Origin of the sequence: Stenotrophomonas sp. Bg11-02 (genome assembly GCF_002836635.1) — a bacterium.
In the GTDB taxonomy this organism is placed as follows: Bacteria; Pseudomonadota; Gammaproteobacteria; order Xanthomonadales; family Xanthomonadaceae; genus Stenotrophomonas; species Stenotrophomonas lacuserhaii.
Window position 1 is genome coordinate 66,435 of record NZ_PJAY01000052.1, and the last position, 26,745, is coordinate 93,179.

Below are 26,745 nucleotides of genomic sequence, written 5' to 3' on the forward strand. Positions count from 1 at the left end.
TGGGCCTAGGCCAATTCTTACATGTGGGCCCGCTGGTGGGCAAAAAGAAGCTTCGCCAGGCGATGAGCGTGCCCGTCGGTTCCATCCCATACAGCCGACAGAGCATCCATCAACACCTTGGACTCCCCGGGATCACTGGTGCCCTCGTATGCATCAATGCCTGCATATTTGCATAGATGCTTCAATGTCCGAGTAACGCGCTTGGGCCCACCGAACAAATTCCGGTAGACCTGAGGCTGGCCAATGCTCGCAGCGCGGGCAATCGCAGAACTGGTGGTGAGCCCGTCTGCCTCAAACCTTCCACGCAACTCCAGAGCCAGGCGGTGCGGCTGCTTCAGACGTTTCATGCAAATAGATATTGTGAAGTGCATATAAGCATAACTATGATATCCTCCCGCTGTACACCCCTCCGCCTTGGTTCCCATGAGAGAGCTACAGATCAAACAGGCTTTGGCCGGCCATCTGGCGAGGCAATCTGCTGTCCAAGCGATCTCGCTGCTGGAAGAGCTGCGGCTGCACGGTGGGGAGGTGCGGGCCGATCTGGTGCTGGTTGAGGATATGCATTGCTTTGAGATCAAGAGCGAGGCCGATAGCCTGTCCCGGCTGATCAATCAAGGCTCTCGTTACGGCTGGGTCTTCGATCGGGTCACCTTGGTCATGGCCCCCTGCCACGTGGCCAAGGCTATGGACCTGTTGCCGCCTTGGTGGGGTGCAATGGTGGTCGACGCTGAGACGGGTACCTTCCAGTGCTTGCGCGAGGCGGGCTTGAATGTCCGGCACAAGGCCGCATCCCTCGCTTCCATCCTGAACAAGGAGGAGGCATTGGAGGTACTGCGCTTGGAAGGGCAATTGAGAGGCTGGAAGAGCAAGAGCCTGTACCTGATCCAGCAGCACATCACCGAGACGCTGAGTCTGGAGGAGATCAAGGCACACATTCGCACTGCGCTGCTCGTGCGGGCGAACAGCGCAGTGGCGCTCCACTAATACTGTTTTTTCAGCACATAGCTGATGTGATGTGTCCAGAACTCAGAGATGTGCAGATGGCCGCCGGCTTTGTTCTTCAGCGGAACGGCTGGATCGACCCGATCTGCAATCAGGCGATCGCCGAATGAGAACGGGGCTCCCAAGAATTCGTTGGCATACACCGTGGTCATGACCTTGGAGATGGCGATCGACTCGGCCTTGGTGGCGTTCTGACCGCGTATGATGCGCCACTTGTCATTCAGGGCGTAGCGAATGATGACCCGATTGCCTCGCCGCTTGAGCGTCTCTTCGGACCAGTTGGGGTTGAGCGGTCCATAGTCGGCGAAGCCAATGAGCGTGTCCGGTGCCAACGCATTGATCTGCGTCCATAGCTCCCAGTCCTTGCGCTTTACCTCGCCAGCACCATTGATGTGAGCCAGCGATGCAGGGAAGGAACCCGACGCAAGGTGCACGTGCTTGAAGCCCTGGCCCTTCAGCGCCTGCAGGGAAGCCGCTAGCACCGGTCGGTTTGCAGCAGAGATCGCCGGCGTCTGGCCCAAGTCGACGATGAGTCGCTCCACCCGTTGTCGTAGTCCGGGGACTTCAAGGGCGGCCTTAACAATCAGGATTGCGCCTGGCGCATCGCCTGGCTCAGGGAGGCGCAGACGAAGGGCTATCTTCCTGTTGCCCAGGGATGGCCCAATGGCCGGGAAGTCCTTTGCCGCGGTGGCGGGGTTGAGGACCGGCGTGACCAGCTTGCCTGAGCCGCCTACCACCTTTAAGAACTCGTTGAGTTCCTTGATGCGGCTGGCATTGAGGTCGCCATCCGGATTGGAGTAATCAATCAGCGCTGGCTGCTTCCATACATCAGCATAGGATTCGAGCATGGATGCGTGCTGCCCAGGCAAGCGAACCTCGATGCACGGCAGGGTTCGCCCCACCACTGGAGCAACCAGCTCGGACAATGCGCGCTGCTCGAATTTCTGCCACTTGATGATCGGAACATATTGCGGATGCGTGTCGAATCGAGCCGCCATGGCCCCCTCCTTGGCAGTTAATATGTCCTGGCGAGCCATTGGTGGACATCGCCAGCAATATCACTCCTGAAGGAAACTCCCTCCATGGAGTAGCCCAGATACTCTTAGGGTTTTGAGAAAGAGTCAAATCACCCGACCCAAAGACCGAGCGCCATTTCATTTAGGCAAATGCCGGCTTCTCTCCATGCTCTTCAGCTGGCAAGCCCGTAACCCCGCACCGGTGCCCAATGCAATTGACACGGAGTGTGTGATGTCCGCAGCGGTACGCCACCGCCCAAAAATTTTAGGCTGGAAGCCGTAAGCCGCAGCAGTGGTACGCCGTTGGTTGCTCCGGCGGGGAGGTGACGAACGTCTGCGGGGACGGATCATGCCTGGGAAACGGGAGCCGGCCTCAAATTATCGCGTCAAGTACTGAGGGCGCAGTTCTGTGATAAGTAGCTCCTGATCCCTAAACGTTTTGGGTCAGGACAGGCATCGGCAACCATCCACCGCAAGCAGCGTGCTTGGAGGCCAATCCGTCTTGAGCCAGGTTGTGGTACTCACAGGTCGCCAGGCGCTGGTGTATCCAGCGCCTGAGCGCCAACCATCATTGGCTCTGTGGCGACACCTCCTTCGTCAGGATGGGAGGTCGACGGAACTCGATGCGGATGTCCAGGACCTAATGGCTGATCCGCCTCGCGAGGGGCCTGCGTAACACCGACTGAGAGGGGAGCTGGGCATGATCGTGTACCTGGGATGGGGTTCTCTGGTGTGGCAGCCTCGTGATCTATCGATGGTCGGGGGCTGGCGGGAAGATGGGCCGCCCGTGCAGGTGGAGTACCTGCGGCAGTCAGGCAACGGACGCCTTACCCTGGTTCTAAGCCCGAACACATCTGCGCTCCCATCGTTCTGGACCGTCTACGACGGTGGAGAGGATGTCCTGCAGGCCAAAGACAGCCTGCGTGCTCGTGAGAAAATTCTGCCTCGCAACCTTGATCGCCATGTTGGCGTCTGGCTTTCCGGATCAGCCGATCCGGCCGGCATCCCTGGGTTGCAGCAATGGGCTGCGGCCCGTGAGATCGACGTAGTTCTATGGACGGCCTTGCCGCCCAAGTTCAATGGCGAAGATAACCTGATTGCCAGTGCGGACGAGGTGCTGACCTACCTCAGTGATCTCAACGGTGAGGTGCGGGAGCGGGCAGAGGAGTACATCCGCCGCACGCCTTTGCAGATCGCGACACCCTACAGGCGGGACATCGAGCAACAGCTCGGGTGGACCCCGCTCTAGACGCGAGCGGCCGAAGGGGCATCTTGCCGACGATTGGAGAGCAGCAGTTACGCGGTCAGGATGAACCGTACGACATTGGCCAGCATCGCGCGGTCAATCTCGCCGGCGACACCGGGGTGCCGAATCGACCTCACCGACAGCCCATGCTCATGGTGCTGAAAGAAGTAGGCATCAAGAGAACCGAGGAACAGCTGCGAAGCGCCTACTCTTCGAGTAGGTGGACTATGAAGACCTGAGAAGCGAGCGAGGATGGCGCTGAGGTGCTTCGACGCCGCCGTCGACCTGGCCAGGTGACGAGCCGGCTAGGTCGTCGTGATGGGAGGGGCGACTGACGGTTCTATGGGGGGGGGCCAGAACGGGGTCGGAAGTATGAACGAATGTGCGACTTCCGACCCACCATTTAAGCTGTTTCAGTCGCAGCAAATCTAAGTTCTTGATTCTCGCCGGTAAAAAATTAGCTCGTAGCTTGCAGTGACAGGTGATCGTGCTAAAACTGAGTTGCCGGCACTGCCAGCCTCGACCTGCCGTCCAAGGGGACTGTCGCGAGTACTTTCACCAGTGATTAGAGAAATGGAAAGGAATGAAGCAAATACCGACACGCCCAGCACGTTAGATCTCATCACCAATTTTGGTGTGACGACCTTCAGTGCAGCATCCGGGCTCAGCGTTGATCGTAAGCACGCGTTCATGAGCTGGGCACAGTGCTCTGACATCCCGGACCAACTGGAAGTCACAAAGAGCCACGCGTGGACGAACCTGAAGGCTCTGCAGGGTGCGATGAACGATGCTCATCCCTTGCGCGGTCCAATTGACAGCGAGATCGATGATCTTCAGTCTGGCATGCAGGGCTTGGAGGAACGGATCTTGTCCGCCCAATCTCCTGACGAACTGGCGCAGGCTGTTCTGGAATACCAGGAACCGGTAAATGCCGCCGCCAGCATGTGGTCCGCGCGCACGCCGGGCACCAACTCCGGTGAGTCCTAAGGACGCACCGCCCGAGTCCCTAATAACTCGACAGATGTAACGGAAGGGCGTGCCGTACCCGGCACGCCTTCTTCTTTTGGGTGGAGTCCTGCGCCTCTGCTTTGGGATGCCATCGTGACCAAATGGCCTGTCATGGCCTGGCCGGGACCTGTGCCGGATAAGGTCGGATTTTGAGAGTATTCTCGGACCAGACCACAAGGAGGTTTTTGGACCATGCCTCAACCATCGGTTGGCCAAATCGAAGACGTGAAAGGTGCCGCGGTTCGGACTTTCATACGGATCTCGCAGGCGTGGCGGCTGTCTGACAATGAGCAACGCCAGATCCTTGGGGTGCCCGACCTGCCTCGGTTAGATGAGTCCGTGGAAGGAATGGTTGATGATTCGGTCCTTTTGCGGATCGGGTACATCCTTTCGATCTACAGGGCCTTGCACACCCTGTTCCCTGATGCGGCTCAAGCCGATACCTGGATCCATCGCGCCAACTCTGCGCCATTGTTCGGTGGTGACCCGGCCGTCAGGCCATTGTGCAGCGGGGCTGCTGGTAGCTTGCAGGCGGTCCGGGACTATCTTGAACTTCAATTGGGGTAATTCAGGTGCTGTCCCTACCAGGTCCGAGCCAGCGTACGACACCGAAGCACGGCGGGCTGATCCTTGTCAGAAGGCTTAAGTGATCGACAAGCCCTTGGGGAGGGGCAATGTAAGTGGACGCGACCTTTGAGGGGCCAGACATGAAGCCCTCTATCCTGGCATTGGACCTGGAAGGAACACTCATCTTTAACGCCATCAGCCAGATCCCACGGGCTGGCCTCTATGGATTTCTTGAGGATGCGCGATCGCGATTTGGGGAGCTGGTGATGTTTACCACCGTTCCTGAGGACCGGATGCGCAGCATCGCCGCCCTGCTGGTCAGCGAGGGCAGTGCTCCGGCCTGGTTCGCGCAGCTTCGATATGTGAAATGGTCCGGCAAGACCAAGGATCTTAGCTTTGTGTCTGCTCGCCTTGGCGAGGCGCTATTACTGGATGACCATGGCCCCTACGTCCACCCCGGGCAGGAGAAGTTCTGGGTGGAGATACCGCTGTTCGGATCTCCTTATCCGCTGGAGGACGAAGGCATGAAGGTCGCGTAACAGCAGCTGTTTAAACGAATCGAGACACTGCAAGCTGCCAAAGATCGCTGATCTGAGCCTGCCTAGGTTGGCCTATTCACTTCCGAAAAGTGTGGCTGGTCCCGACGCCACTGTGCAGTTCGGCCGCGCATGGAAGATGGTGCGCGGCACTGTGGCCAGTCGACTGGATCAGAGCTATGTGTCGCCGGAAAGTACCCCAAGGGTTGCTGTAACGGCATGAGCTAGTCGCGTTGATCGTGACTCGTGACACTCTTAGATATCGGCTTAATGCGATTGCTTTAGCGGCATGGATCAGGCTCAGGGTTCATAAAAAACTCGCAGCTAGTTGGCTCCTTACTCGCCAGCTACTAGGTGATAGAGAGTTCGTCGCCATCATTGAGGCATCCAAGCAGGCGTTCCATTGCGAGGCTGAGGCCGTCGTCTTCTGCTGGATAGGGAGATCCAAACAAAGGAATTTTCACCCATAGATGCTCTTGGCCAGGATGCACATAGGGGCCGTAATCATCGAGTAACAGCGCTTGACCTAGATGTGGCGAAATGAGTCGTAGGTCCTTTGTCTTCCCCGACCAGTTGATGTACTGGAGTGATGCAAACCAGTCAGGGGCACTGCCATCTCGAGCCAGAAGTGTGGCGATGGTCCGAAATCGCTCTTCGGGAACAGTGGTGAAGATCATCAATCGATCAAATCGCGTTCGGACGTCCTCCAGGAACCGGCAGAGTCCGGGCCTGGGAATCTGACTGATTGCATTGGAGATGAGCGTTCCTTCAAGGTCCAGCGCCAAGATTGTCGGCTTCATCCCCTGTCTCTGCGAAAGATGCTTGCGCACACATTGCTCCTTTGGCGTGTCTCTGTCTATCTCGCGCGCCTACTGGTTAGGCGAATGCTTGAGCCCGTAGTTCGCAGTGGGGCCGGTTGGACTGGGTTACCTGTTCCAGTAGCTTGCAAGTGACACCGAGGCGGCAGAAGGTTCGTTAGGCGTGAACGATCACTCTGACTCAACTGCAGCGACTCCCAGACGAATCAATAAGTTGTGATTGGGGTCTTGGCGTCCGCCTGCATTCATTCTCAACAATGAACGTCCGACCTCGGCAATCAATGGAAATGACAACTGAACGTAGACCCCCCATGCTTCGATGCTCTTCCGGCGGACAGCCACGTCGCGGTGCACAAGCAAGGATCGGCTTGCGAAAAAGAAATCCGCAAACATCTCATGCACGGTCATTGCCAACACCTCGCTTCGCTAGGGCCTCACGTAGAGAAGCGATCTGGCCGCGGAGGTGAGCATTCTCATCGGATAGGCGGACGTGTTCCTCCTTGTCCCTAAAGGTCGCAGTTCCGCGTATACGTCGCTGTACATCTCGTACGTAAGCAGCTTGGCTGCCAAGGCTTTCTTGGCCAAGTGCACTTGCGATTGACATCGCGATTGCATCGCCTCCTGTGTCTAAGCCCAGTTCAATGCGGGCGTCCAACTCGCGCTCCAGATAGGCGTTGGTGAATCCGCGTCGCCAAGCGTGAAGCCCAGCTCCCCTGGGCCAAGCAAGCGCAATGCGGGCCTTGCTAAACATCGTGGATACAGCGCCAGCGGTGAGTGGATTCCCGGTCCTCTCGTTGAGAAATACAGCGCGACTCACACTATCCGTACGTTGGATGATCGCGCGTCTTTCGTTGTCGATGTAATCAAGCACCTGCAATGCAGCGCCAGCGGGCACACTGAAACTATTGCTGTAGCCAAATTTCTGTGCCGATGGTGCTATCTGTAGGTCCGTGTCAGGCCGATTGCGTGCGGGATCGAAGTCACCTGTGGTCAGGCTGAGGATCGATCCCCGTCGCCATCCGACGGCCCACGCCAGCCCAAAAAGAAGGCAGTTCCGACGCGCCTGATCTGGCGGGCAGGTATCGTAGAAGTACTCGGTGAGCGCGGCGCGATCGGCTTCACCTGGTACAAAGCCCATCCTGTGCTTGCTACGTTCTCCGGCATTGCGGAAGGTCAACGGATAGCGCTTACGTGGTGAAGCTATCTTTTCGGATCTTTCATCCACCAACGTGCTTGTAATCTGGCAAGCTGTGCGACCGAGTAGACGACGGCCGTTGCCATACACGTAATCCCGCTGTAACCAAGCGTAGAACAAGTAAACGTTGCGCAAGTCAAGGTTGACTGTGCGCCGCCGGGCCTGCTGGTCGCCACTGCTATTGATCGCATCACGTGCCATCAGCCCATCGCGGAACTGTTTGATCAAGTTATCCGAGGCTTGCCACAGTTCAAGTCTCCGTTCGGCTAAGTATCGATACCACTTCACCAGTGTGTAGGCGCGGTTTTCAACCGTCTTGTTAGCCAACTGCTGCGTATCAATGCAGTCAATGATGTAATCCAAGAATGGCCAGTCAGTATGGCCATCAGATCCCGTTAGATGCCAGAATATCCGTCCGTCATGGGCGCGGTCCTTACGTAGGACGACTCTGTCGACGCAAATCAAATTACCACCTCCACTCGGTCGTTGAGTGATACGGGGTCGGTGATCTTGGGCACGGCTAAAGATATCAACTGGTCAGAGCTGGAATCGATCTTCAGCATCTGGGTGGCAACCACGACCGTGCGCTGGTTGGCAAGGCAGTGAACTTCCTCCCACCAGCCGATAGTTGGCGACTGTGCCGTCGGCCAGACGATGATCAAGGTTTCGAATTCACTCCCCTCGAACCAGCTATGGGGAGCCGTTCCAGTGTGCATCTCGACGATGTTGGTGCATCGCATGTGTTTGTGATGCCATTGCCGCAGAAGGGCATCGCGCTGGGAATCGCTCAGCCCCACCACACACACCGAACCCTCTAAAGCAGCTTGATAGCATACCCCCAGTAGTGCAGCCTCGAGCTGCTGTTGCGCTATCTGAAGCACCAAATCACCTTTGCGGTCAGCCCGTCGAGAGTCGTACGAAGGCAGCTGTAAGACACCATCTGAGTCAATCGCGGGGATACGTCCATCATCGGTGACTAATTGCGCTAGCCGCGTCTCCTCCGATTCGCAGCGCTTCAACATCGTCGCCACGACATCGTCCCCAGATCGTGCTGATCCATCATCGACGACGGTCAGGCAGCATACGTGCCGCACGTTGGCCAGAATGCGGGCTAAGACACGAACCCTGGCTCTGGCGGTGACCCATATCACCCGGGTCGCGCTTTCCAGCAAGGCGCAGGGCATGCCGATTTTCTGCTGTTCCACGATAGTGGCGCCAGGCAATCGAGTCCGTAGACAGTTGGTGACGACCGCGCTATCAGTCACGACAACTGTGATGCCACCCTGTGGCGCGGTTTCAAGGCGGCTATGTAGCTGTGCGATTTGGTTGGTATCCGTCCACCCTCGCACCCAGTGAATTCTTCTCGGCTCCGAGGGTTGCGCGTCTACTTCTGGACGATCCGCAGGTTCCCAAGCGCCGCCTGCATCGCCGCTACACATCATATGGAGCCGCGTTGCAACGAATGTGATCACATGGCTTGTTGCATCACTGATCCACGCATCCCGTGGGGCGTTGACAATGCGGCCAGATTGACACGAAGCAGAGATAGCTAGCGTTGCACCTACGCGATCACCTAAGACGCTCACCAGCGCCTCTCGCAAGTCGGAATCCGGCAATGCATCCCGTCCAACATCGAGCGCCTGATGCATCAGGTCATCCACGGCGCCACGCAGCCGACGAAGGTCGTGAGATTGAACGCCGAGATTGCCCGCAATGGCGTCCACCGTAGCAAAGGACGCAAAGGCGAGCATTCTATAAGGGTCATCGTTTAGCATCGCAGCGGCAGCTTCGCCATAATGGTCCAGCATATGTGCGGCCAACTCGTCGCTTGCTTCGTGCTCGTTCATCTCTCGCACCAATGCCAAATGGTGGGTCTGGCGCTGCCAGTACTCCACAGCTTGCGTGGCCCAGCAGTCCGCTAACGGGTGGGGGGCGAGCACTTCCGCGAGTTCTGTGTATCGGGCTCTAGTAAGAGCATCACCAAGTGATCCGGGCCAACGCTTCTGCCAGCGCGCCGCCCGGTATTTCACCAAGCCTGGAATGTGGTAGCTCAGAAAGCGTGAAATCAGAGCACCTGGGGGCAGGGCGCGCTCTCCGCGCTGAACTTGCCATAGCTCTCCACCCATAGGGTGATGCATCGCCCTCCCCAAGAATCTCCATACCTGCCCTGTCTTGGGTCCAGCGGGCAGTACGCCAGTGGGAACATGGATGCGCCAAGCTCCATTCTCGGTTTGCCAGCGTACAAACAGGCCAGCTTCATCAATCTCCAGTACGCTTTCAATCATGCCGATGTGCCACACCGGATCCTCGTTCGCTAATGTGCCCTTCATGATCGAATGATCCGACCGGATGACAGTAGCCATGAGACGGACTTCAGTTGACGCTTGAGTTGCGCGTTCTCTTCGCGCAGTCTGGCGAGTTCGTGCTCGATTACCGCCTGAGTGGGGCATCTGGTGTTTGAAGGATAAGACAGGGAGTCGTCGCCACCATCCAGTGAATCTATCAGTGCGCGCAGGTCGACGTTACTGTTGGCCGAAGACCGGCTAAGGCCAACCAAGCGACACAGAGCAGCACGGTTTACCCGACCACGAATTCGCGGAACCCTATGGCCCTCGGTGAGCCAGCCCTCCAGTCGTTCCACCAAAGAGATGCCTGGATCATTTGCCTTAGGTGCCATGGCCGCTCTTCCTCAGCGGAGTAATTTTTGCCATCAGAGCGGCTAACTCTGCGTTGCGCCCGCGCTCCTCGTTCAGAGCACTGCTCAAGCGGTCGAACACGCGTTTGAACTCTTCAGTTTCGCCTTGATGCTTGGCCTGCAGGTTTGAGTAATCACGACGCAAGTCCCGAATTTGACGCTGTTGCTCTCGGATTTCCCCAATACGCAGGTCTACGGCCTGGCGCGTCAATCGTAGCTCCACCTCAAGGCGGCGCAGGGTCGACGCTCGCCCTTCTTCCATTTGGCTCCTTGCGCGATCTCGCAAGGTGGCGATCAGTCTTACCGCCTGCTCTGTACTGGTTGGTCGTTTCGCAAGTGTATCGTTGCCTGTAACACTCAGCCTGGGCAAGGCGGTCCTCAGTTCAGGTGAGTTCTGCGAACCATCCCATTGCTTGAATTGACGCAAGCTCGACGGAAAATATTCCAGTAGCTTTCTGTCATGCGTATCCAGCAAGGTGTGTCCACTCGCGTCGTGCCGATAGGGGATGCCGTTGCTTGCCCAGTCGCGCAGCACAGCCAATTTTCGGTCGATTGCCGCCTGCGCGGCCTGCTTGGCAACTTGCGACTGGTGAGCTGAGGTCTTCATGACTTGGCCCGCTGAGCCCGCAAGGCGCGCATGTGCTCGGCATTGGAGTCCATGTTCTCCCGTGTGAGACTGATCAAGCGGTCAAGATTGGAGTGATCAAAGCGAGCGCGTGCCTGCTGCATCGGGGGTAGCAGAATGTCGTGCGCTTCCTGCTCCAGTTGCCGCAAGTCCTCTTGCAGGTTCTCCAAGTAAGCCTCATTGTTGAAATGATAGGGGCAGGCGTGACATTGGCGCGCACCAGCATGCTCGCGTGCAAGCTCGCCTGCGCGCTCACATCGCGCCTTCAGGTGACGATTGCTGTCTGGCGCGTGGCATTGGCCATGGCTCATTGGCCGCACTCGGTAGCCGCGCCCGGCGAGCTTATCGGCAATCTCGGGTATCTGATCAGCGCCTATCGTGATCTGCGAAGACATCTGTCGATACAGCTTCCGCACAACACGACTAAAGCCTCCTGCGGTGGGTCTACCTTCCAGAACCTGTTCGATCGCCTGCTCCAATTTCTCTCGCTCAACCTCAGCCAATGCAGCGTCCAGGTCACCTTGCTGTTCATCGAGTGCAGTGCGCACCTTCTCATTAGCGACCATGAACCGGTCGCGTCCCAGGGTAGCGCGGATCTGCTCAGCTAATGGGCGTGATGCGGGATCGGTGACGTATACTCGCGTCATCGCTACGTCAAGATGTCGCAAATGTTGCTTGAGCGCGCGCAACTCGGCGTGGTCGTACTGATGGTAGTAAAGAATTGCATAGAAGCGTCGGAACATATGAGTGGAGAAGGGAGAACGTTCCGCGTCGCCAAACGCTACCTGCAAGAAGCTCGATAAAGATCGCGTGCGCCCCTTATCGAAGGTGAATGCATAGTGGGCTTCTGGCTTCACTCCAACTTGGGTGCGTCGCCCGCAAGCGAATAAGCTATCACCAGCAGTGATCGCGGTATCGAACGGAGCGCAGGCAATTTTAAGCATCTCTAGGCAGCGCAGGGAATCGGCAGAGGTGCGATTGATGTAGAAGGTATGGCGATCGAAGTACGTCTTCTGGATGTAGAAGCTTGTCTGATAGATCCCAAGATCGTCATCGAGAACTTCTAGGTCGCCCACGCGCACGCCAATATGAGGATCGCAGATCTCTCGCTGTCGGCGGGCGTTCATCGCGGCCAATAGCACGCCGCACGCTCCCTGGACTGCACCAATCAACTGTTCCACCGTATACACATCATCCTGCTTGCCGTAATGGCCGCTATTAACCCAGCGGGCCACGGGCTTTCCTGTCAGCGTGCCAAGTTCTTTGGTAATAGGCTGTGACTGCAGCCATTCGGCCGATAGGATTGGGGCGGGTGTAACGGCGCACTGGACAGCCTTTGCGTACTGGCAGAGTTCAACAACGCGTGGCGCGACGTCATACAGAAGGCGCAAGGAAGCCTTCAGAAGATCAATCGCCGTTGGCAGGCTGAGGTTGTCGGTGCGCCCTGCTGCCTTAAGTGACATACGCGCTGCGACATGCGAGGGTCGGTTAGCAACGCGGTGCCGAAGGCGATCAACAGTAGCGGGTAGATTGCACCAGTCGTTAAGCCAGCCCAGTGTGTTATGAACTACTCCTTCTCCTGGAGCACCGTCTGAGATGACGGACCGGTCTGTCCATCCCTGCGAGAGTGGTGCATCCACCATGCTCTCGATGCGCGCCTTGATGATCTCTGGAAGTCCCAGAATCCCGCCCCAGCCTAGTCGTGCTCGCCAGAAAGGCTGCAGAAGCGTTTCGATGTGCGCGATAGAGCCACCTTGAATGCGGTAGTGGAAACCGCGGGCGAGCTCGTCAGGTGTGATCACATCAAGAGCGCGGTGCCATCGGGCGGTCAGGTCCAATGCTCCGGGCCAGCCACGGGTAACAAACTCTTTGATCAAGGTGCTGGTGTGTTCTGAAGTAGCGTCAGATAGGCGATACACACCGTGTGCACGTAGCCAGTCGAGAGTATGGCGGAACAGGTAGAGCTGGCGACTAAGCATGCGCGGCGCAGGCATGCCCGTTTTTGCGCTAAGCAGTCGGCGATCGGCGATGGCCAGTGCGGTGGCCAAGTACGCCGGCTCGTCGGGCAGCCGTGATACGGCTTGGTGCGAGCTGGTCGGAGGGAGAAATAGTTCGGACAGATCAAATTGGTGAGTGCTGTCGTCTGCTCGATAGCTCAGGTAAGTCCCTTCCAGAGTCAAGCGGTTGGACTGAACCAGATAGGGATCGGATGCAGTGGAAGCGGATTCGGAACCAAGTCGTGCTTTAGGCAGCATCATGTCAGTGCCCTTTGCGCGTTTCGGAGAAGGTCTGGGCGACGGTCCTGCACGATCTTCAATAGCACGTGCATATACAGCAGGCGAGGAAGGTGAATGCGGGAGAATGCCTCAGGATTGGAGCGTGAGAGCTCGAACCAACGTGCGCGATAGTAACTCTGGGTTCGTAGTGCCATCTCTAGCGTGTGCTCGTCGGCGTGAAGCCGATAGTGAGGACAGCCCACCCCTGTCTGGCAATGCAAGCCCGCACATGGTTCGTCGGTTTCCATTGAGTGGCCTGGTGGTCCGGAGAAAGGGTTCGTGCACAAGCCCCCGTCACCGGTGGGTAGCATGAGCGCGGCATCGACATCGAGCAATCGTAGTTGGCGCTTATCTACGAGGGTCTCGCCGCCTTGAGCGAAAGTAATCGTGGTCTCGATGCGGCGCTGAAACTGAAGCATGTTTGCTTCGTTCATGCGGAAGAAGAGCGTGTCACGGAGGTACGAATCAGTGACGGTCAAGTCGTTATGTCCAAGTAGGACGCGTACCGCCTCGAGATCACGCTGCGGGAGGTAAGTGAGCCCAGCCTTCAGCGTTCGTATCTCCGAAGGTCTGAAGCGTTCTAGGCCATTTCTCTCGCAGAAGGCGTGGATTCGCTTGTCCGAGGTGAAGGCTGTGATGTTGGAGAAGTTGTCGCGTTGCCAGCCAAACCAGACACGACGTTCGGAAGCGTCTATCAGTCCGGCCTTCTCCAGTTGGCTACGGTTCCATAGAAGTAAGGAAACCGCCTTGCACACCATTCTCGCGGAAGGTGGGATGTCTACGACTGGAGTGTCGTCGTCGGTTTTGCCTTTGTATCCTTGAAGTCGATACCCTCCTTGGACAAGTGGCTGAATGCCATTAAGGGTGAGCGAGCCCACCGAGCCGGTGTTCCAGCCCGTGTGTAGCATTAGGGCAAGAAAGATGGCGGTCAACACCGCGTTGGGCAGTCGATCGCGTGCGTGGAACCATGGTGAAGATACCGCGCGAAATAGGTATGCGCCGAAACCTTCAAGCGCTGCGAACTCCTCTTGCACGGGATAACGTCCGATGGGCCAACCGTTCGCTGCGTATGCCGTGCGCGGGCCGGTTTGCTCCTGCAGAAGCACTGCGACGATGTCGCTGATCGGAGCATCTTGTAATCTGACACGCCCCCCGACAGGGTTCGATGCGTTCATCCAGCGAAGGACCAGGTCGCGCGTGCCTTCTGGAACTTGGACGATTAGCAGTTCCTCCTGCCACGTGCAGAGACGCTCGTACGCCGCAAACTCATTGGCGATCGCGGATTCAATCGCATTATTGCGACTCTGCAGGAGCGCGTGAGTCTTCTGGCGTAGATCGTCCCAGTCTTCGTGAGATTGGACGGCAATACTTGCCGGAAGATCATTTCGGCGGAGCTTCGGCGGGCGACGTAGTCGGGGAAAGTGTTCTTGGATCGTGTGCTGCAAACTATTTCCGTCCTTGAGAACGTCAGGCCCGGATGTGATGACCTGACGAAGCGCCGCTGAGTACTTGGTCCTAGTATTAATGGAGAGGCCCTGCGTGCTCTGAAGGTCGCCCTCGATAGCATGCAGTAACGCAACTACCTCTCCTGCGGTGATTTGGTCTACACGCTTTCGCAACAAAGCGATGGAACCGATCTGTAGGCACTTGAGTGCCCGTCTGAAGGAGGACACCGGGCCGCAAGGCATAGGTGTCAAGAGGGCTTTTTGCTGGAAGGCGACTACCGCTTGGTAAAGCGCTGAATCCGCTGGCCAATCTGACAGATCCAGCAAGCTGGTGCCGATGCTGCGCCTGCCTCCGCGTTGACGCTCCACTGAAATGGCAAGATCTCGCTTCTCGCTCCCTGCTATACGCGATCCTAGTGATCCCTCAGCAGTGGATAAAAAAAAAGTGTTCGGTTCCAATAGCTTAAGCCGCGTGGTCGGTAGGTACACATTTCCTAGAATACACTCGATGACGGTCACCAGTTGGAAACGCGCGGGGAACACCGCGCTACGCGCCGCGCGGCTGATCCGGATATGGCCCGACTCCAGTGGCTCACGCAGGATCTCCAACGCCATGCGCGACCACTCCGGCAGCTCGTCCAGGAACAGCACACCGTTGTGCGCCAGCGAGATCTCGCCGGGGTGCGGCGGGTTGCCTCCACCGGCCAATGCGGCAGGGCTGGCGCTGTGGTGCGGCGCGCGGAACGGCCGCTGCCGCCAGCGACGCGGGTCCAGCCCGCTGCCGCTGATCGAGGCGATGGCTGCGCTCTGCAGGGCCTCGGCCTGGCTGGCTTCGGGCAGGATGCCGGCCAGCCGGGAGGCCAGCAGGGTCTTGCCGCAGCCAGGACTGCCAATCAGCAGCAGGTGGTGACCGCCGGCCGCAGCGACCTCCAGCGCACGCCGCGCATGCGGCTGGCCGCGCACATCGGTGAGGTCCAGCGGTGGATCGGCCTCGATGCTGGCACGTTCGGCGCGGGGCAGGCGGGAGGGATTTTCGACAGATGCGCAGACCTCCAGCAGCGTGCGTGCCACGCGGACGTCCGCATGCTCGGCCAGCGCGGCTTCGGCGGCATTGGCGGGCGGCACGAACAGCGTACGGTTGGCCTCCGCTGCGGCAATGGCGGCGGGCAGCACGCCATCCACGGGGCGCAGCTCGCCAGTGAGCGCGAGTTCGGCCACGTACTCGTGGCGGACCACCTGCTGCGGGTCCAGCTGGCCACTGGCAGCCAGTATGCCCATCGCGATGGCAAGATCGAAGCGGCCCCCCTCTTTGGGCAGATCCGCGGGGCCCAGGTTGATGGTGATGCGGCGCTGCGGGTAGTCGAAACGCGCACAGAGCAGCGCCGCGCGCACGCGTTCACGCGATTCGCGGACGGTGGTTTCCGGCAGGCCGACGATCTGGGTAGCGGGCAGGCCACCAGACAGATGCACCTCGACACGAACCAGCGGCGCATCGGCGCCGGCACGGGCGCGGCTGTGGACCAGCGCGAGGCTCATGCGGTGACTCCCTCGGATTCAGGCAGCCAGTGTGGTGCCATGGAGGCAGGGTGTCCGTCGGTGTATGGATCAGACGAAGGTAGTCGGAATCCGGTCACGTTACATGGCTCAGGAACTCAACTGCTTCGCCATCTGCTTGATGACCAACTCGATGACCGTGCGCAGCATACGCATCTCGCCTTGAAGCGTCGGTCCCGCTACTCCGGCCCACTGCGCGTTCTCCGATTCAATCTCTGCCAACACCGACGCGGCCAGCGGGACGACGTCGGAAGCCATTTCCGCAAGGCGGCGCTGCGCCATGCGCGGTGGAAGGCGCAGCTTAATGCCGGCGTCGATCAGCAAGCTGGGCGTGATGTCAGCAAAGCGCTCTACGCCCAACAGGTCCCACGCAAGCGTGGATGCTTGTGGCCAACTCGCACCGTCCTGCTTGTAGGCATGACTGCGTCCTGCCACCGTACTGAGAAGATCGTAATGTGGCGCCAGGTTGATGCCGTCTGCGTCGACCAGGAAGCTCAGGTTCTTCAAATGGGCGTCGTCGTTGCCGGTCAGTACGTTGAACACCAGCCAGTCAAACAGTCGCCTGCGCGTGCTCAGCCTCTCGCGACAGTGGGTGATCACTGATTCCAGTGTCTGGATGCTACCTGCTCTGTACTTGTCATTGCGTTGAAGGTTCAACAGTTGGCAGGCATCGATGGCATGCAAGCGGCGTGTGCCGTCCTCATCCGATACACGATCAAAGCGTTCGATCAGAAACGCAGGCTCCGGCACGTAACGTCTATGAACCTGTGGCACCATCAGTCCCATCGCGCGAGCCAGTCGCATGACGAAGTACTCGTTGATGACGGTGTGCGGATAGTCGGGGTCGGTACTGTCTGGCTTGAGGATATGGGTGGAAGCCTCCGCGCCGATCGGCTGGTACAGCGCGCCGCGATCTTCGATGACAGCCAGTTTGTGCTGTGCGCCAGCAAGCGACATTCGTTTTTCCGCGCCGCCAGCCAGTGAATGCCGTGGCAGGTCGCGTATGCGCTGCGCGAGTTCGTCATCCGGCAGCGGTGCCCGACTACCCGGGTCAAGCGTTACCTGCGGGGGTAGCAGCGTGAGCGAGCCTGCAGATTCAGAGCCGTAGCAGGTGAGCAAGGCGAAGTCGTCGCTACCGCGGACACCGGCATCGTGTGCCATGCGTGCGCGCTGCTGGTCCTCCGGAAGCAGGTTGTCGAAGTACCACTGCACGGGGCGCGAGGTGCTGCCGTCAAGAATGTTACCCAAGCTGCGTGGGAGCCACGGAGACAGGTCGAAGCTCCTTGGGTGTTCCAGCCATGCCGACGCGTATTCGAACCGCCACAGGTTGCGATGTTCGCGAAGGGTGCCGACATGCTGGCCGTCCCATGTGGCCAACAGCGAACGGTCCGGATATTGCAATCCGTCCGAAGAGACTTCCATTATTGTCGGAGGCGCTGCCTTGATGGAGTGGCGGCTCATCGCGGGACTCCGCGCTTCTTCACCTGCTTCTGCAGCATCGCCATTGCTGTGTCTGGCACGTCGATTTCTACGCGGATGCCCATTTCAGTCAGAACCTGAAACAGCTTCTGCCACTGCACGCTGCCTCCCCCCCGCTCGACCTTGGCCAGGAAGTTCTCGCTGACGCCGATACCTTCGGCGGTATCGTCTTGGCGCATGCCTTGGGCCTTGCGCGTGGCACGAACCAGCGGACCCAGTTCCTCGTGGCTCTTGAGCGTGACCTTCATGCTGAATCCTTGCAGGCGTGAGGATTTTTACTTGACTGACGAACTGTACTCCAATATCCGCAAGTACGTAAGGATTGTGAGCAAGTCCCACTTGGGTGCGTATCAATCCTTATGATCGTGAGGTTTTCAATGTGTCGCAACGTGGTGCTTCAGTGCTTAGTGGACTCACTCACACGGTTATCCGCCTTGCCGTCGAATTTGCCACGTAGCGTCGATGTTTGCCGCGTAGTGTCGAGCTCGCTCGACACGGGCGGATGTCGAGCAAGCTCGACACTACGTTGCTGCCGCCTGCGTTAGAACGGGAGCCGACCTCAAACAAAGGGCTTCCTGATGGGCATGCTGGTTGACGGCGAATGGCAGACCGGTACCGCGGGCGGTGCCGGCGAAGACGGGCACTTCCATCGCGAAGAATCCACCTTCCGCCGCTGGCTCACTGCGGACGGCGGCTGCGCCCCGAACGGACAACCGGTGCTGATCGCCGAACCCGAGCGATTCCGGCTGTACGTCAGCCTGGCCTGCCCATGGGCCCATCGCACGCTGATCGTGCGCGCGCTGAAAGGACTGGAACCGCTGATCCCGCTGTCCGTCGTGAACTGGCATATGGGCGACAACGGCTGGAACTTCGCGCCTGGCCCCTTGGTGACGCCAGACCCCGAGCGCGGCGCTCAGTACCTGCATCAGCTGTATCAGGCCGCCAAGCCCGGCATGACCGGAAAGGCGACCGTCCCCGTGCTGTGGGACCGCACGGAGGGGGAGATCGTCAGCAATGAATCAGCCGACATCATCCGCATGTTCAACGAAGCCTACGATCACTTGGGCGCACGACCGGGCAACTACTATCCCGAAGCGCTGCGGGAAGAGATTGATCGCATCAACGAGCGTGTGTATGAAACGCTCAACAACGGCGTCTACCAGGCCGGCTTCGCCGCCACGCAGGAAGCGTATGACGAAGCCATCGGGCCCCTGTTCGAGACGCTGGAGTGGCTGGATGGTTTGTTGACGGACCAGCAATGGCTGGTCGGCGGGGTGATGACCGAGGCGGATATCCGGCTGTTCACCACGCTGATCCGCTTCGACCCGGTCTACTACGTGCACTTCAAATGCAACGTCAAGCGCATCGCCGACTACCCCGGCCTGCATGCGTTCGTGCAACGCATGATGGCCATCCCGGAGGTGGAGGGGACGGTCAATTTCGAGCACATCAAACATCATTACTACGGTAGCCACAAACACATCAATCCGTCCGGGATCGTGCCGGCAGGGCCTGCGGCTCCCTACTGAGGGGAGGATGATTTGCCTTGCTAGCGACAACGCCCACCCCAACCTGAACAGGCGCCGGTTCATCTCAGGGTACGCAATGTTCCGGCAATCTTCGGCGACCAGATTGAACCGTGCGGGGACAGCACAACGCCCGCTCCCCGCAACTGATCACCTGTCCTATTGGAGGATTTGACGATGCTTACCTCAACCGCTTCCGTATTCCGTGGCCTGGCCCTGGCATTGGCACTCACCGCCGGCGTTACCGTCGCCAGCGACGCCGATGCCATGTCGCGCAAGGACAAGAACACTGCGATCGGTGCGGTGGTCGGTGGTGTCGCAGGTCACGTCCTGTCCAATGGCGATCCGATGATGACCGTAGGCGGTGCCGTGGCCGGCGGTGCGATCGGCAACGTGACCACCAAGGATCGCCGCGACAACCGCAATTATCGCTACGACCGTGATCGTCGCTATGACCGCGACCACCGCTATGAGCGCAGCAGCCGTCACGACCGTCGCGATGACCGCCGTCATTGGAACAACGGCCGTCGTGGCAATGATCGCCATCATGGTGGTTGGCGCTGAGTTGATTGGGCCGGGTAAGGCGTGACGACTAACAGTCGTCACCCACCGGGCAGTCATCACCCAACGGGTGATGCCACTGTCACCCATCGGCTTTCAATCGTTGGCCAGCGCGTCCTGCAGGAAGCTCACGCAGGCGCGCACTTTGGCTGAGCTGCGTAGTCGCTCTGGATACACCGCCCAGATGTTTGCTTCTTGGCGATAATCAGGCAGCACACGCACCAGCCTGCCATCGCGCAGCATCGCATCTACCTGCCACGTCGAGCGCAGCACGATGCCCAATCCTTCCATCGCCCACTGCACGGCAATTTCGCCGTGGTTGGTCGACATCGGCCCGGTAACCTTTACGGTCTCGCGCCCGGCACTCCCTTCCAGCCGCCACACGCCGAACGGATGATCGCGCTCGCGGATAACCACGCAGTCGTGCGCAACGAGCTCGGCCAGCGTGCGCGGCGTGCCACGTCGCTGCAGGTATTCCGGAGACGCACACAGCACGCGCTGGTTTGAAGCCAGCCGCGTTGCGACGAACTGCGGCGCGATCTCATCGCCGATCCGCACGTCCAGGTCAAAGCCTTCGTCGGCGATGTCGATCAGGTGATCGAACAGCTCCAGCCGCACCGCCAGTTCCGGATGCGCCGATGCCATGCGCGCCAGCGCGGGCGCGACCACCTGCCGCCCGAAGCCGAAGCTGCTGCTGACCCGCAACACGCCGCGCGGCAGGGCAGGGCTGGCAGCCACCGACTCGACCAGGCTGTCCATGTCATCCAGCACACGCTGCGCCCAGCCGAACACGCGCTCGCCTTCTTCGGTGATGTTCACCTTGCGCGTCGTGCGATGCAGCAGCTTGGTGCCGAGCGTGGCTTCCAGCAGCCCGATGCGCTTGGTCACATAGGCGGGGGATACGCCCAGTTCCAACGCGGCAGCACGAAAGCTGGCGCGGCGGGCGACGATGACGAAGACGCGCAGGTCATCGATGGGCGGACTGTTGTTCACGAAATGGGCACGATCAAACCACGGTTGCGCCAATAGTAATGCGATCCGTGAATGCCTAGCATCGGGAACACCCCTTTTCCCTGCGATACCCCCATGACCCAGACCTTCAAGATTGCCGTCATCCCCGGCGATGGCATTGGCCAGGAGGTCATGCCCGAGGGCCTGCGTGTGCTGGAAGCCGCCGCACGCCGCTTCCAGCTGGACCTGCAGTTCACCCACATCGACTGGGCCAGCTGCGATTACTACCAGCAGCACGGTCAGATGATGCCCGATGACTGGAAAACGCAGCTGCAAGGCATGGATGCGATCTTCTTCGGCGCGGTCGGCTGGCCGGACACGGTGCCGGACCACGTCTCGTTGTGGGGTTCCCTGCTGAAATTCCGTCGCGAGTTCGACCAGTACATCAACCTGCGTCCGGTGCGTTTGTTTGAAGGTGTGCCGTGCCCGCTGGCAGGGCGCAAGCCGGGTGATATCGACTTCCTGGTGGTGCGCGAAAACACCGAAGGCGAGTACACCAACCTGGGCGGCATCATGTACGCCGGCACCGAGCGCGAAATCGTCATCCAGGAGACGGTGATGAGCCGCCACGGGGCCGACCGTGTGCTGAAATATGCCTATGAACTGGCGCAGTCGCGTGCGCGCCGCCACCTGACCGTGGCGACCAAGAGCAATGGCATCGCCATCAGCATGCCGTGGTGGGATGGCCGTGCGGATGCGGTAGGCGCGGCCTATCCGGAGGTCACCGTCGACAAGCAGCACATCGACATCCTCACCGCGCGTTTCGTGCTGCAGCCGCAGCGCTTCGACGTAGTGGTGGCGAGCAACCTGTTCGGCGACATCCTGTCCGACCTGGGCCCGGCCTGCACCGGCACGATCGGCCTGGCGCCGTCGGCCAACCTCAATCCGGAGCGCGATTTCCCGTCGCTGTTCGAGCCCGTGCATGGCTCGGCACCGGACATCTTCGGCAAGGGCATTGCCAACCCGATCGCGATGATCTGGTCGGGTGCGCTGATGCTGAAGTTCCTGGGGTGCGAGGAGGCGCACGACGCCATCATGGCGGCGATCGAGGACGTGCTGGCGCAGGGGCCGTTGACGCCGGATCTGGGCGGCAAGGCGACGACGGCGCAGCTGGGTGAGGCGGTGGCGAAGGCGGTAGCAGGCTGACGCGAAGCACGGCTAGATCATCAAGAGAATGAGGAACAGCAAAGGCGCAGTCACCAGCATGGCGCGAGCGAGATGCAGCCTGGCCTTGAGGCCGAACACGTAATGCCGCTTGGGCATCTCGCGATCCAGAAGCAGCGTTGCGGCAAACAGGGATCTTGAAAAATAGCCGGCTGCGGGCGCATTCGCGTATTTCCGGTACGAAGGGTCAACGCGATCGACCTCCGCAGCGACTCGGTCGATTACGAAGAGGTACATGCCCAAGTACACAACCATCGCGAAGAATGCCAGATTCAGATCCATGCGAGCCTCCTGCTCAAAGCGTTCGATGTGGCGAAGGCTCTAAAAGTCTAGCGCGAAGCACGGCCCATCTGGATCCCCGACAGGCAGGCTGTCCTGCCCGGTCCGAAGGAGAAGGTCACGCGGGACTGGCCGGTCACCGTTGCAAGGGAGTAGCTGTCGGCGGGCTGGTCCATCAAGGGGAGCCGGGTTGCCTGCAAGGCGGGATAGCGCGCGTGCAACGGTCGTGACCCATCGCCGTGACGGTGCCATTGATGCCGCTGAGCATTTTGCCGATCCGTATCCGTCTGTTCGATGGATCTGACGCTGCTCTCAGGGTATTGGAGAAATCGGCGTTGTCCTGTGGCAGCGCGACGGCGAGCGCTTCGGTGAACGTCCACAGAGCGTGCTGATCGTCCACCGATGCGACCGGGGGCGATGCCGGCGCGATAACGGGCAGGGCAATCAGCGTGAAGGCGATTGCGGCAGTGGCGGTTCCGTGCATCGTGGTTTTCTCTTCCTGAGTCGTGGGCGGTGCAGCGTCGTGTTGCGCCTGCCGTGGTGTCGCTGCGGGCGCGGTTCGCACAGGAAACTACAACTTTCCTGATGTACGTCCAATGCCCTGCCTGCGCACGATAACCCCGACTGGTGCCGAAGAGTGCCAGCCGGGATTGCAGTCCCGTTGAAAACACCCGATTTGGCTCTGTTTTGCCCACGTGGGCACGGCGGAGAATGCATTGCCTTGCCGCTTCCATGGCGGGCGAATGCGTGGGGATTTTATCCACTGAATCCGCCGGTCTTTTCGGGTGTTTATCCGGTACTGCAACCCGCATCGCCTGCCACCTCGCAATCCCGCAGGTGGCATCACCCGATGGGAGGCCACCGATGTTGCAGAAGACCCTGGACCATTACCTGAGCCGACCGGCGCTGAGCCTGCCGCCGCTGGACGAATCCGCCCGGCAAAACCTGGCCTCGGCCCAGCGCAGCCTGCAGGGTCTGGCAGCTGTGCTGGACGTGCTGGGAGCGGATCACCTCGTCTACAAGGTGGGCCCGAGCGAACTGCCGGCGGCACCCCAACTGGTGGATGGCCTGTTGATGGCCGGTCGCCAGCTGATCGCCTCCGCCTAGGCCGCGGTGGAGCGCCCATGAGCCGCGCCGAACAGGCGCCCGCCGCCACACCGCAGGCCATCGTCGACCAGTTGCAGGCCTGCCTGCAGGACAACGACGGCGATCCCAAGGTTTTCATCGCAGCGCTTGCGGCCATTGCCGAAAACCATGGCCTGGTGACCCTGGCAGCCCAGTGCGGCGGTGTATCCGCCACGACGCTGCGCCGCCAGTTGTGCGGGCACTACCCGACCTCATTACCGACCGTGATGCGGGTGCTGCGCGTGCTGGGCATCCGCCTGCAGGTGCAGGCGAGGTAAGCGGCGTCAGGGCTGCCATGGCGAACGGAGCGCCGCAGTGAAAATGTGACGGCCAGCACGCCTTCACGACTGTCTAAATCGCTTAACAGGTCTCCCGGTATGCTCCATGCACCCGCGCGCCGCCGTAGGCGCGCGAACGACCGATCAGGAGGATCCGTTGTCTCAATCACGCTCTCTCGCGCTGCTGGCGCTCTCGCTGGGCCTGGCCCTTACCGCGTGCAAACCCACCGAGCCGACGACGCCGGCAGGAACACAGCCGGCTACCCCGGCACCGGCCACCACTGCGGCAACCACCGCACCCGCCGCACCGGCTGATGCCGCCACGCAGTGCCCGCATGCCGACTTCAATACCTTCCTGGCGCATTTCGGCAACGACATCGCCCTGCAGGAGAAGTCCGTCGCCGACCCGCTGCTCACCGAATCCATCGATGCCAACGCCCAGCCCGAACCGGCGAAGGTGACCAGGCAGGTGCCATTGGCGGAGGTGGAGTGGCCGGTGATTCCGGACCCGGCGGCGCTCTCGCGCCAAGGCCGCGAACTGCAGGTCACCCCGCAGGCCGATGGCAGCGTGCAGGTGCTCATCCGCAAGCCGAACACCAGCGACCAGCAGATCTATACGTTCGCGCAGAAGCCGTGCTGGCAGCTGCAGAGCGTGGACGATCAATCGATCTGATCCCATTGGCGACAGGCCCTGCTGACAGGCCCTGTCGCCGCTTCCCGGAGCCCGACGCATGACGTCAAAGTTTGTCGCCCCTGCCCTGATGCTGTTGTTGGCCGCCTGCAGCGATCCGGCGGCTGAACCCTCCACGCCGGCCGCACCGGCTGCGGCGGCCAACCCGCCTGCAGGTGCCACCGCTGCTCCCCCGGCGGCACCCGCCACGGCTTCCACGACCCCCTCCACCCAGCAGGACGACACAGGAATGCACATCGAATGCCAGGGAACCCGCCTGACCGTGGCGGGGCTGCCTGACCAGGGCAATGACGCCCCGCCGCAGACGCGGCTGGATATCGAAAAAGACGGCCAGCGCCGCACCTTGGACAAGCCGGCCGAGATGACCGACTACACCGCCGTGGGCCTTGCCTGCGTGCAGGACAAGGACAACACGCCGTATTTCGTCGTGCAGTACGGCGAGCTGCCATTCGGTTGCCAGTTCTGCGAATGGTTCTACCTGTATGACGCCGACGGCAAGCAGCTGACCCACAGCAACCCACCGCTCCGTGGCGAGGCGCCGTCGCAGGAACCCAACAACGACGAGTACGAGCAGTGGTTGGCCAAGCTCGGCGTGACCCACCCGGAGGTGACCTACTTCAAACCCTGAAAGCGATAGGAAGCACGCTGCACCGTTACACCTGGAGCAACACCCCTTAAGGAAATTCCCTTTTTCATAGAATGGATCGCACCGCTATGCCTGACATCTACCAGAACATGATCCAGCCCCGCGGGGCCGGATACCGCAGTGATCAGATAAAACCCTATAGCCACTACCGCGAGCCTATCGATCAGACCGATGGCCGCTTGCACGGTGAATCGCGCCGTTGGGGCGATGCCTCGCCGGAAGTGCAGTCACGCGTGATCGATACGCTGATTGAATCTTCCCGCGAAGCCGGGCTTTCCCCACGCGAGACCGCGCATGTGCTGGCCATCGCCCGCGTCGAATCCGGGTTCAATCCCGATGCTGCCGCCGGCACCACGTCCGCCTCCGGGCTGGGCCAGTTCATCGACGGTACCGGCAATGCCTACCAGTTGAACAACGGCAACCGCTTCGATGTGGAAGCGCAGTCCGATGCGCTGGTGCAGCACTTCATCGACAACCGCCAGCTGGCCCAGCGTCGCGGCCAGGGCGAGGAGTACATCTACAAGTACCACCACGATGGCCCGACCCGCGATTACGGTGGCCTGGGGCTGGCTGAGAGCAAGGTGATGCCGCGCCTTGCCGAGTACGAGCAGTTCGTCAAGGAGCGCCTGGCGCAGTCGCAGGGCCAGTCGCAGGGCCAGAGCCAGACGCAGACGCAGGCTTCGCCGGCGCAGACCGTGGGCGCGGCCGCCGCCGTGGCCGGTGGCGCAGTGGCCGGCGTTGCTGCCGCGCAGGCAGCGCAGCAGCAGACGGGATCGTTCCAGCACACCATGCAGGTGATGCTGCCGCCGCAGAACGGGGTCAAGCCGCACATCACCGGGCATTACGGTGAGGAACGCGGTGCGAAGGACCACGGCGGTACCGACTTCAACTATGTCGGTGGCCAGACCGGGGTCAATCGGCAGCATCCGACGATCAACGCGCCGATCTCGGGCAAGGTGACCTTCGCCGGTGGCAGCTACGGCACGGTGAAGATCCTGGATGCGCAGGGCAACTCGCACGAGATCCTGCACATGAACAATGTGCAGGTGAAAGAAGGCCAGACCATCCAGGCCGGCCAGCCGATCGGCACGATGGGGGGACGCGGCCCGAATGGTGCCGATCAGTACGCCCAGCACGTGCACTACCAACTGAAGGACCCGGCCGGGAGGCTGCAGAGCCCGGAAGCGTTCTGGGACCAGCGCCGCGTGCAGGACGGTGCCGCAGCCGGACAGGGACGCGCCGAGGAGGCCTCATCGGTGCTGCGCCACGGCGCACGCAACGAAGAAGTGGCCAAGCTGCAGCAGGAGCTGAACCGCCAAGGTATCCGCGATGCCAACGGCAACCGGCTGGCCGAGGACGGCCGCTTCGGCGACCACACGCGCGATGCGGTGACTGCCTACCAGCAGGCCAATGGCCTGAAGGCCGATGGCATTGCCGGGCCGCAGACGCTGGGTCGTCTGGGTGAGAGTCGACAGGCCACGCATGGGCATTCGCATGAGGCGCCGGTACGTGGACCGCAGCTGGGCGAAGCCGGGCATGCGGACACCCCGTTGCATGCGGCGATCCGTGGCCAGCTGCCGTCAGCGGTGTCCAACGACATGGCCGCGCACATCACCCACATGGCCAAGCAGGCCGGCATCGACAGCCCGGAGAAGCTGCAGGGCGTTGCGGTGCAGGATGGCAAGGCGTTCGTGATGGGCACCACGCCGGGCTTCCGCGCGATGGTGGACATGAGCCAGCCGGCGCCTGCCGCCGAGCAGACCAGTGCCACGCTGTTGGGCGAGCGTATGAGTGCCCAGGTGCAGCAGGGCCAGGAAGAGCAGCAGCGCGCCGCGGTGGCGATGCGCTGAGGTTCCGGTGGTAATCCGGTGGGTGACGACCGTTGGTCGTCACCTGCTGGGCGGAGAAGCGTGACGACCAACGGTCGTCACCCACCGAAGCAAGCTGCTCACCCACCGAAGCAAGCTGCTCACCCACCGAAGCAAGCTGCTCACCCACCGAA

The 26,745-nt window shown here is 60.4% G+C and carries 25 protein-coding genes and 1 pseudogene; 12 read left to right on the plus strand and 14 right to left on the minus strand.

All coding sequences use genetic code 11. The annotated features are described in order from the left end of the window. Positions 1-17: 17 nt before the first annotated feature. Positions 18-347 (minus strand): hypothetical protein, encoded by a 330-nt coding sequence (locus CXG43_RS06665; RefSeq protein WP_102946302.1) that lies wholly within the window; start codon positions 345-347, stop codon positions 18-20. A gap of 76 nt (positions 348-423) precedes the next feature. On the opposite strand from CXG43_RS06665, the gene CXG43_RS06670 reads away from it, so the two are divergent. Next, complete coding sequence (locus CXG43_RS06670) at positions 424-984, plus strand: sce7726 family protein (RefSeq protein ID WP_101099251.1); 561 nt, start codon at positions 424-426, stop codon at positions 982-984. Here the strand turns inward: CXG43_RS06670 and CXG43_RS06675 are convergent. Further along, positions 981-2,000, minus strand: coding sequence for a hypothetical protein (locus CXG43_RS06675; protein WP_157825119.1), 1,020 nt, complete (start codon positions 1,998-2,000; stop codon positions 981-983). The two genes, CXG43_RS06670 and CXG43_RS06675, sit on opposite strands and share 4 nt — an antisense overlap. 718 nt (positions 2,001-2,718) lie before the next feature. Here CXG43_RS06675 and CXG43_RS06680 point away from each other — a divergent pair. From CXG43_RS06680 to CXG43_RS06700, 3 genes are all read left to right on the plus strand, one after another. Beyond that, positions 2,719-3,267, plus strand: coding sequence for a hypothetical protein (locus CXG43_RS06680; RefSeq protein ID WP_101116305.1), 549 nt, complete (start codon positions 2,719-2,721; stop codon positions 3,265-3,267). A 570-nt stretch (positions 3,268-3,837) separates the two neighbouring features. Continuing rightward, positions 3,838-4,251, plus strand: a complete 414-nt coding sequence (locus CXG43_RS06690) for a hypothetical protein (protein ID WP_101099255.1) — start codon at positions 3,838-3,840, stop codon at positions 4,249-4,251. A gap of 728 nt (positions 4,252-4,979) precedes the next feature. Further along, the gene (locus CXG43_RS06700; RefSeq protein WP_101099348.1) at positions 4,980-5,378 is read left to right on the plus strand and encodes a hypothetical protein; all 399 of its coding nucleotides are present in this window, start codon (positions 4,980-4,982) and stop codon (positions 5,376-5,378) included. A 347-nt stretch (positions 5,379-5,725) separates the two neighbouring features. Here the strand turns inward: CXG43_RS06700 and CXG43_RS06705 are convergent, their stop codons facing one another. From CXG43_RS06705 to CXG43_RS06740, 9 genes and pseudogenes are all read right to left on the minus strand, one after another. Next, positions 5,726-6,205 (minus strand): NIF family HAD-type phosphatase, encoded by a 480-nt coding sequence (locus CXG43_RS06705; RefSeq protein ID WP_232767659.1) that lies wholly within the window; start codon positions 6,203-6,205, stop codon positions 5,726-5,728. A 159-nt stretch (positions 6,206-6,364) separates the two neighbouring features. Continuing rightward, positions 6,365-6,601, minus strand: a complete 237-nt coding sequence (locus CXG43_RS19090; RefSeq protein ID WP_146033470.1) for a hypothetical protein — start codon at positions 6,599-6,601, stop codon at positions 6,365-6,367. Then, entirely contained in the window at positions 6,588-7,751 is a 1,164-nt protein-coding gene (locus tag CXG43_RS06710) for a tyrosine-type recombinase/integrase (RefSeq protein ID WP_101116217.1), read from the minus strand. Before CXG43_RS06710 ends, CXG43_RS19090 begins: the two co-directional genes overlap by 14 nt. A 98-nt stretch (positions 7,752-7,849) precedes the next feature. Next, positions 7,850-9,751 (minus strand): helix-hairpin-helix domain-containing protein, encoded by a 1,902-nt coding sequence (locus CXG43_RS06715; protein ID WP_157825120.1) that lies wholly within the window; start codon positions 9,749-9,751, stop codon positions 7,850-7,852. Between the two features lie 303 nt (positions 9,752-10,054). Further along, positions 10,055-10,690 carry a hypothetical protein gene (locus CXG43_RS06720; RefSeq protein ID WP_101099260.1) on the minus strand — a complete coding sequence of 212 codons (636 nt, stop codon included), beginning with the start codon at positions 10,688-10,690 and terminating at the stop codon, positions 10,055-10,057. Continuing rightward, positions 10,687-12,966, minus strand: a complete 2,280-nt coding sequence (locus tag CXG43_RS06725) for a hypothetical protein (protein WP_146033471.1) — start codon at positions 12,964-12,966, stop codon at positions 10,687-10,689. Before CXG43_RS06725 ends, CXG43_RS06720 begins: the two co-directional genes overlap by 4 nt. A 1,823-nt stretch (positions 12,967-14,789) precedes the next feature. After that, a pseudogene (locus CXG43_RS06730) lies at positions 14,790-15,965 on the minus strand (YifB family Mg chelatase-like AAA ATPase); the annotation flags it as partial. A gap of 108 nt (positions 15,966-16,073) precedes the next feature. After that, positions 16,074-17,444 (minus strand): HipA domain-containing protein, encoded by a 1,371-nt coding sequence (locus CXG43_RS06735; protein WP_198551419.1) that lies wholly within the window; start codon positions 17,442-17,444, stop codon positions 16,074-16,076. Next, the gene (locus CXG43_RS06740) at positions 17,441-17,710 is read right to left on the minus strand and encodes a helix-turn-helix domain-containing protein (RefSeq protein ID WP_101099263.1); all 270 of its coding nucleotides are present in this window, start codon (positions 17,708-17,710) and stop codon (positions 17,441-17,443) included. The genes CXG43_RS06735 and CXG43_RS06740 overlap by 4 nt, the downstream gene beginning before the upstream one ends. A gap of 330 nt (positions 17,711-18,040) precedes the next feature. On the opposite strand from CXG43_RS06740, the gene CXG43_RS06745 reads away from it, so the two are divergent. Next, complete coding sequence (locus CXG43_RS06745; RefSeq protein ID WP_101099264.1) at positions 18,041-18,991, plus strand: glutathione S-transferase family protein; 951 nt, start codon at positions 18,041-18,043, stop codon at positions 18,989-18,991. Positions 18,992-19,165: 174 nt separating this feature from the next. Next, complete coding sequence (locus CXG43_RS06750; protein ID WP_101099265.1) at positions 19,166-19,552, plus strand: glycine zipper 2TM domain-containing protein; 387 nt, start codon at positions 19,166-19,168, stop codon at positions 19,550-19,552. 93 nt (positions 19,553-19,645) lie between these two features. Here the strand turns inward: CXG43_RS06750 and CXG43_RS06755 are convergent, their stop codons facing one another. Beyond that, positions 19,646-20,542 (minus strand): LysR family transcriptional regulator, encoded by an 897-nt coding sequence (locus CXG43_RS06755; protein WP_101099349.1) that lies wholly within the window; start codon positions 20,540-20,542, stop codon positions 19,646-19,648. A gap of 93 nt (positions 20,543-20,635) precedes the next feature. Between CXG43_RS06755 and CXG43_RS06760 the strand changes: the two genes are divergently transcribed. Beyond that, complete coding sequence (locus CXG43_RS06760; RefSeq protein ID WP_101099266.1) at positions 20,636-21,706, plus strand: tartrate dehydrogenase; 1,071 nt, start codon at positions 20,636-20,638, stop codon at positions 21,704-21,706. Positions 21,707-21,718: 12 nt separating this feature from the next. On the opposite strand, the gene CXG43_RS06765 is transcribed toward CXG43_RS06760, so the two are convergent. Next, a complete protein-coding gene (locus tag CXG43_RS06765; RefSeq protein WP_101099267.1) occupies positions 21,719-22,006 on the minus strand; it encodes a hypothetical protein in 288 nt (95 codons plus the stop codon). A gap of 172 nt (positions 22,007-22,178) precedes the next feature. After that, positions 22,179-22,487 (minus strand): hypothetical protein, encoded by a 309-nt coding sequence (locus CXG43_RS06770; protein WP_101099268.1) that lies wholly within the window; start codon positions 22,485-22,487, stop codon positions 22,179-22,181. A 380-nt stretch (positions 22,488-22,867) separates the two neighbouring features. Here CXG43_RS06770 and CXG43_RS06775 point away from each other — a divergent pair, with 380 nt between their 5' ends. The 5 genes from CXG43_RS06775 to CXG43_RS06795 all read left to right on the plus strand — a co-directional run bounded on the left by CXG43_RS06775 (position 22,868) and on the right by CXG43_RS06795 (position 26,593). Continuing rightward, positions 22,868-23,110 carry a hypothetical protein gene (locus CXG43_RS06775; RefSeq protein ID WP_101099269.1) on the plus strand — a complete coding sequence of 81 codons (243 nt, stop codon included), beginning with the start codon at positions 22,868-22,870 and terminating at the stop codon, positions 23,108-23,110. A 17-nt stretch (positions 23,111-23,127) separates the two neighbouring features. After that, on the plus strand, positions 23,128-23,406 hold the full coding sequence (locus CXG43_RS06780) for a hypothetical protein (RefSeq protein ID WP_101099270.1): 279 nt from the start codon (positions 23,128-23,130) through the stop codon (positions 23,404-23,406). Positions 23,407-23,563: 157 nt separating this feature from the next. Further along, complete coding sequence (locus CXG43_RS06785; protein WP_101099350.1) at positions 23,564-24,079, plus strand: hypothetical protein; 516 nt, start codon at positions 23,564-23,566, stop codon at positions 24,077-24,079. Between the two features lie 58 nt (positions 24,080-24,137). Further along, entirely contained in the window at positions 24,138-24,725 is a 588-nt protein-coding gene (locus CXG43_RS06790; RefSeq protein WP_223181711.1) for a hypothetical protein, read from the plus strand. Positions 24,726-24,811: 86 nt separating this feature from the next. Then, positions 24,812-26,593, plus strand: a complete 1,782-nt coding sequence (locus CXG43_RS06795; RefSeq protein ID WP_101099272.1) for a peptidoglycan-binding protein — start codon at positions 24,812-24,814, stop codon at positions 26,591-26,593. Positions 26,594-26,745: the final 152 nt, after the last annotated feature.

What these genes read in the sequence shown, in the direction of transcription:
- CXG43_RS06690 (WP_101099255.1), top strand. Translation starts at nt 3,838, where the DNA reads ATGGAAAGGAATGAAGCAAATACCGACACGCCCAGCACGTTAGATCTC.
- CXG43_RS06735 (WP_198551419.1), bottom strand. Translation starts at nt 17,444, where the DNA reads ATGAGCCGCCACTCCATCAAGGCAGCGCCTCCGACAATAATGGAAGTC.
- CXG43_RS06770 (WP_101099268.1), bottom strand. Translation starts at nt 22,487, where the DNA reads ATGCACGGAACCGCCACTGCCGCAATCGCCTTCACGCTGATTGCCCTG.
- CXG43_RS06760 (WP_101099266.1), top strand. Translation starts at nt 20,636, where the DNA reads ATGACCCAGACCTTCAAGATTGCCGTCATCCCCGGCGATGGCATTGGC.
- CXG43_RS19090 (WP_146033470.1), bottom strand. Translation starts at nt 6,601, where the DNA reads ATGACCGTGCATGAGATGTTTGCGGATTTCTTTTTCGCAAGCCGATCC.
- CXG43_RS06670 (WP_101099251.1), top strand. Translation starts at nt 424, where the DNA reads ATGAGAGAGCTACAGATCAAACAGGCTTTGGCCGGCCATCTGGCGAGG.
- CXG43_RS06665 (WP_102946302.1), bottom strand. Translation starts at nt 347, where the DNA reads ATGAAACGTCTGAAGCAGCCGCACCGCCTGGCTCTGGAGTTGCGTGGA.
- CXG43_RS06765 (WP_101099267.1), bottom strand. Translation starts at nt 22,006, where the DNA reads ATGGATCTGAATCTGGCATTCTTCGCGATGGTTGTGTACTTGGGCATG.
- CXG43_RS06750 (WP_101099265.1), top strand. Translation starts at nt 19,166, where the DNA reads ATGCTTACCTCAACCGCTTCCGTATTCCGTGGCCTGGCCCTGGCATTG.
- CXG43_RS06745 (WP_101099264.1), top strand. Translation starts at nt 18,041, where the DNA reads ATGGGCATGCTGGTTGACGGCGAATGGCAGACCGGTACCGCGGGCGGT.
- CXG43_RS06740 (WP_101099263.1), bottom strand. Translation starts at nt 17,710, where the DNA reads ATGAAGGTCACGCTCAAGAGCCACGAGGAACTGGGTCCGCTGGTTCGT.
- CXG43_RS06715 (WP_157825120.1), bottom strand. Translation starts at nt 9,751, where the DNA reads ATGGCTACTGTCATCCGGTCGGATCATTCGATCATGAAGGGCACATTA.
- CXG43_RS06790 (WP_223181711.1), top strand. Translation starts at nt 24,138, where the DNA reads ATGACGTCAAAGTTTGTCGCCCCTGCCCTGATGCTGTTGTTGGCCGCC.
- CXG43_RS06700 (WP_101099348.1), top strand. Translation starts at nt 4,980, where the DNA reads ATGAAGCCCTCTATCCTGGCATTGGACCTGGAAGGAACACTCATCTTT.
- CXG43_RS06720 (WP_101099260.1), bottom strand. Translation starts at nt 10,690, where the DNA reads ATGAAGACCTCAGCTCACCAGTCGCAAGTTGCCAAGCAGGCCGCGCAG.
- CXG43_RS06680 (WP_101116305.1), top strand. Translation starts at nt 2,719, where the DNA reads ATGATCGTGTACCTGGGATGGGGTTCTCTGGTGTGGCAGCCTCGTGAT.
- CXG43_RS06780 (WP_101099270.1), top strand. Translation starts at nt 23,128, where the DNA reads ATGAGCCGCGCCGAACAGGCGCCCGCCGCCACACCGCAGGCCATCGTC.
- CXG43_RS06725 (WP_146033471.1), bottom strand. Translation starts at nt 12,966, where the DNA reads ATGATGCTGCCTAAAGCACGACTTGGTTCCGAATCCGCTTCCACTGCA.
- CXG43_RS06775 (WP_101099269.1), top strand. Translation starts at nt 22,868, where the DNA reads ATGTTGCAGAAGACCCTGGACCATTACCTGAGCCGACCGGCGCTGAGC.
- CXG43_RS06675 (WP_157825119.1), bottom strand. Translation starts at nt 2,000, where the DNA reads ATGGCGGCTCGATTCGACACGCATCCGCAATATGTTCCGATCATCAAG.
- CXG43_RS06795 (WP_101099272.1), top strand. Translation starts at nt 24,812, where the DNA reads ATGCCTGACATCTACCAGAACATGATCCAGCCCCGCGGGGCCGGATAC.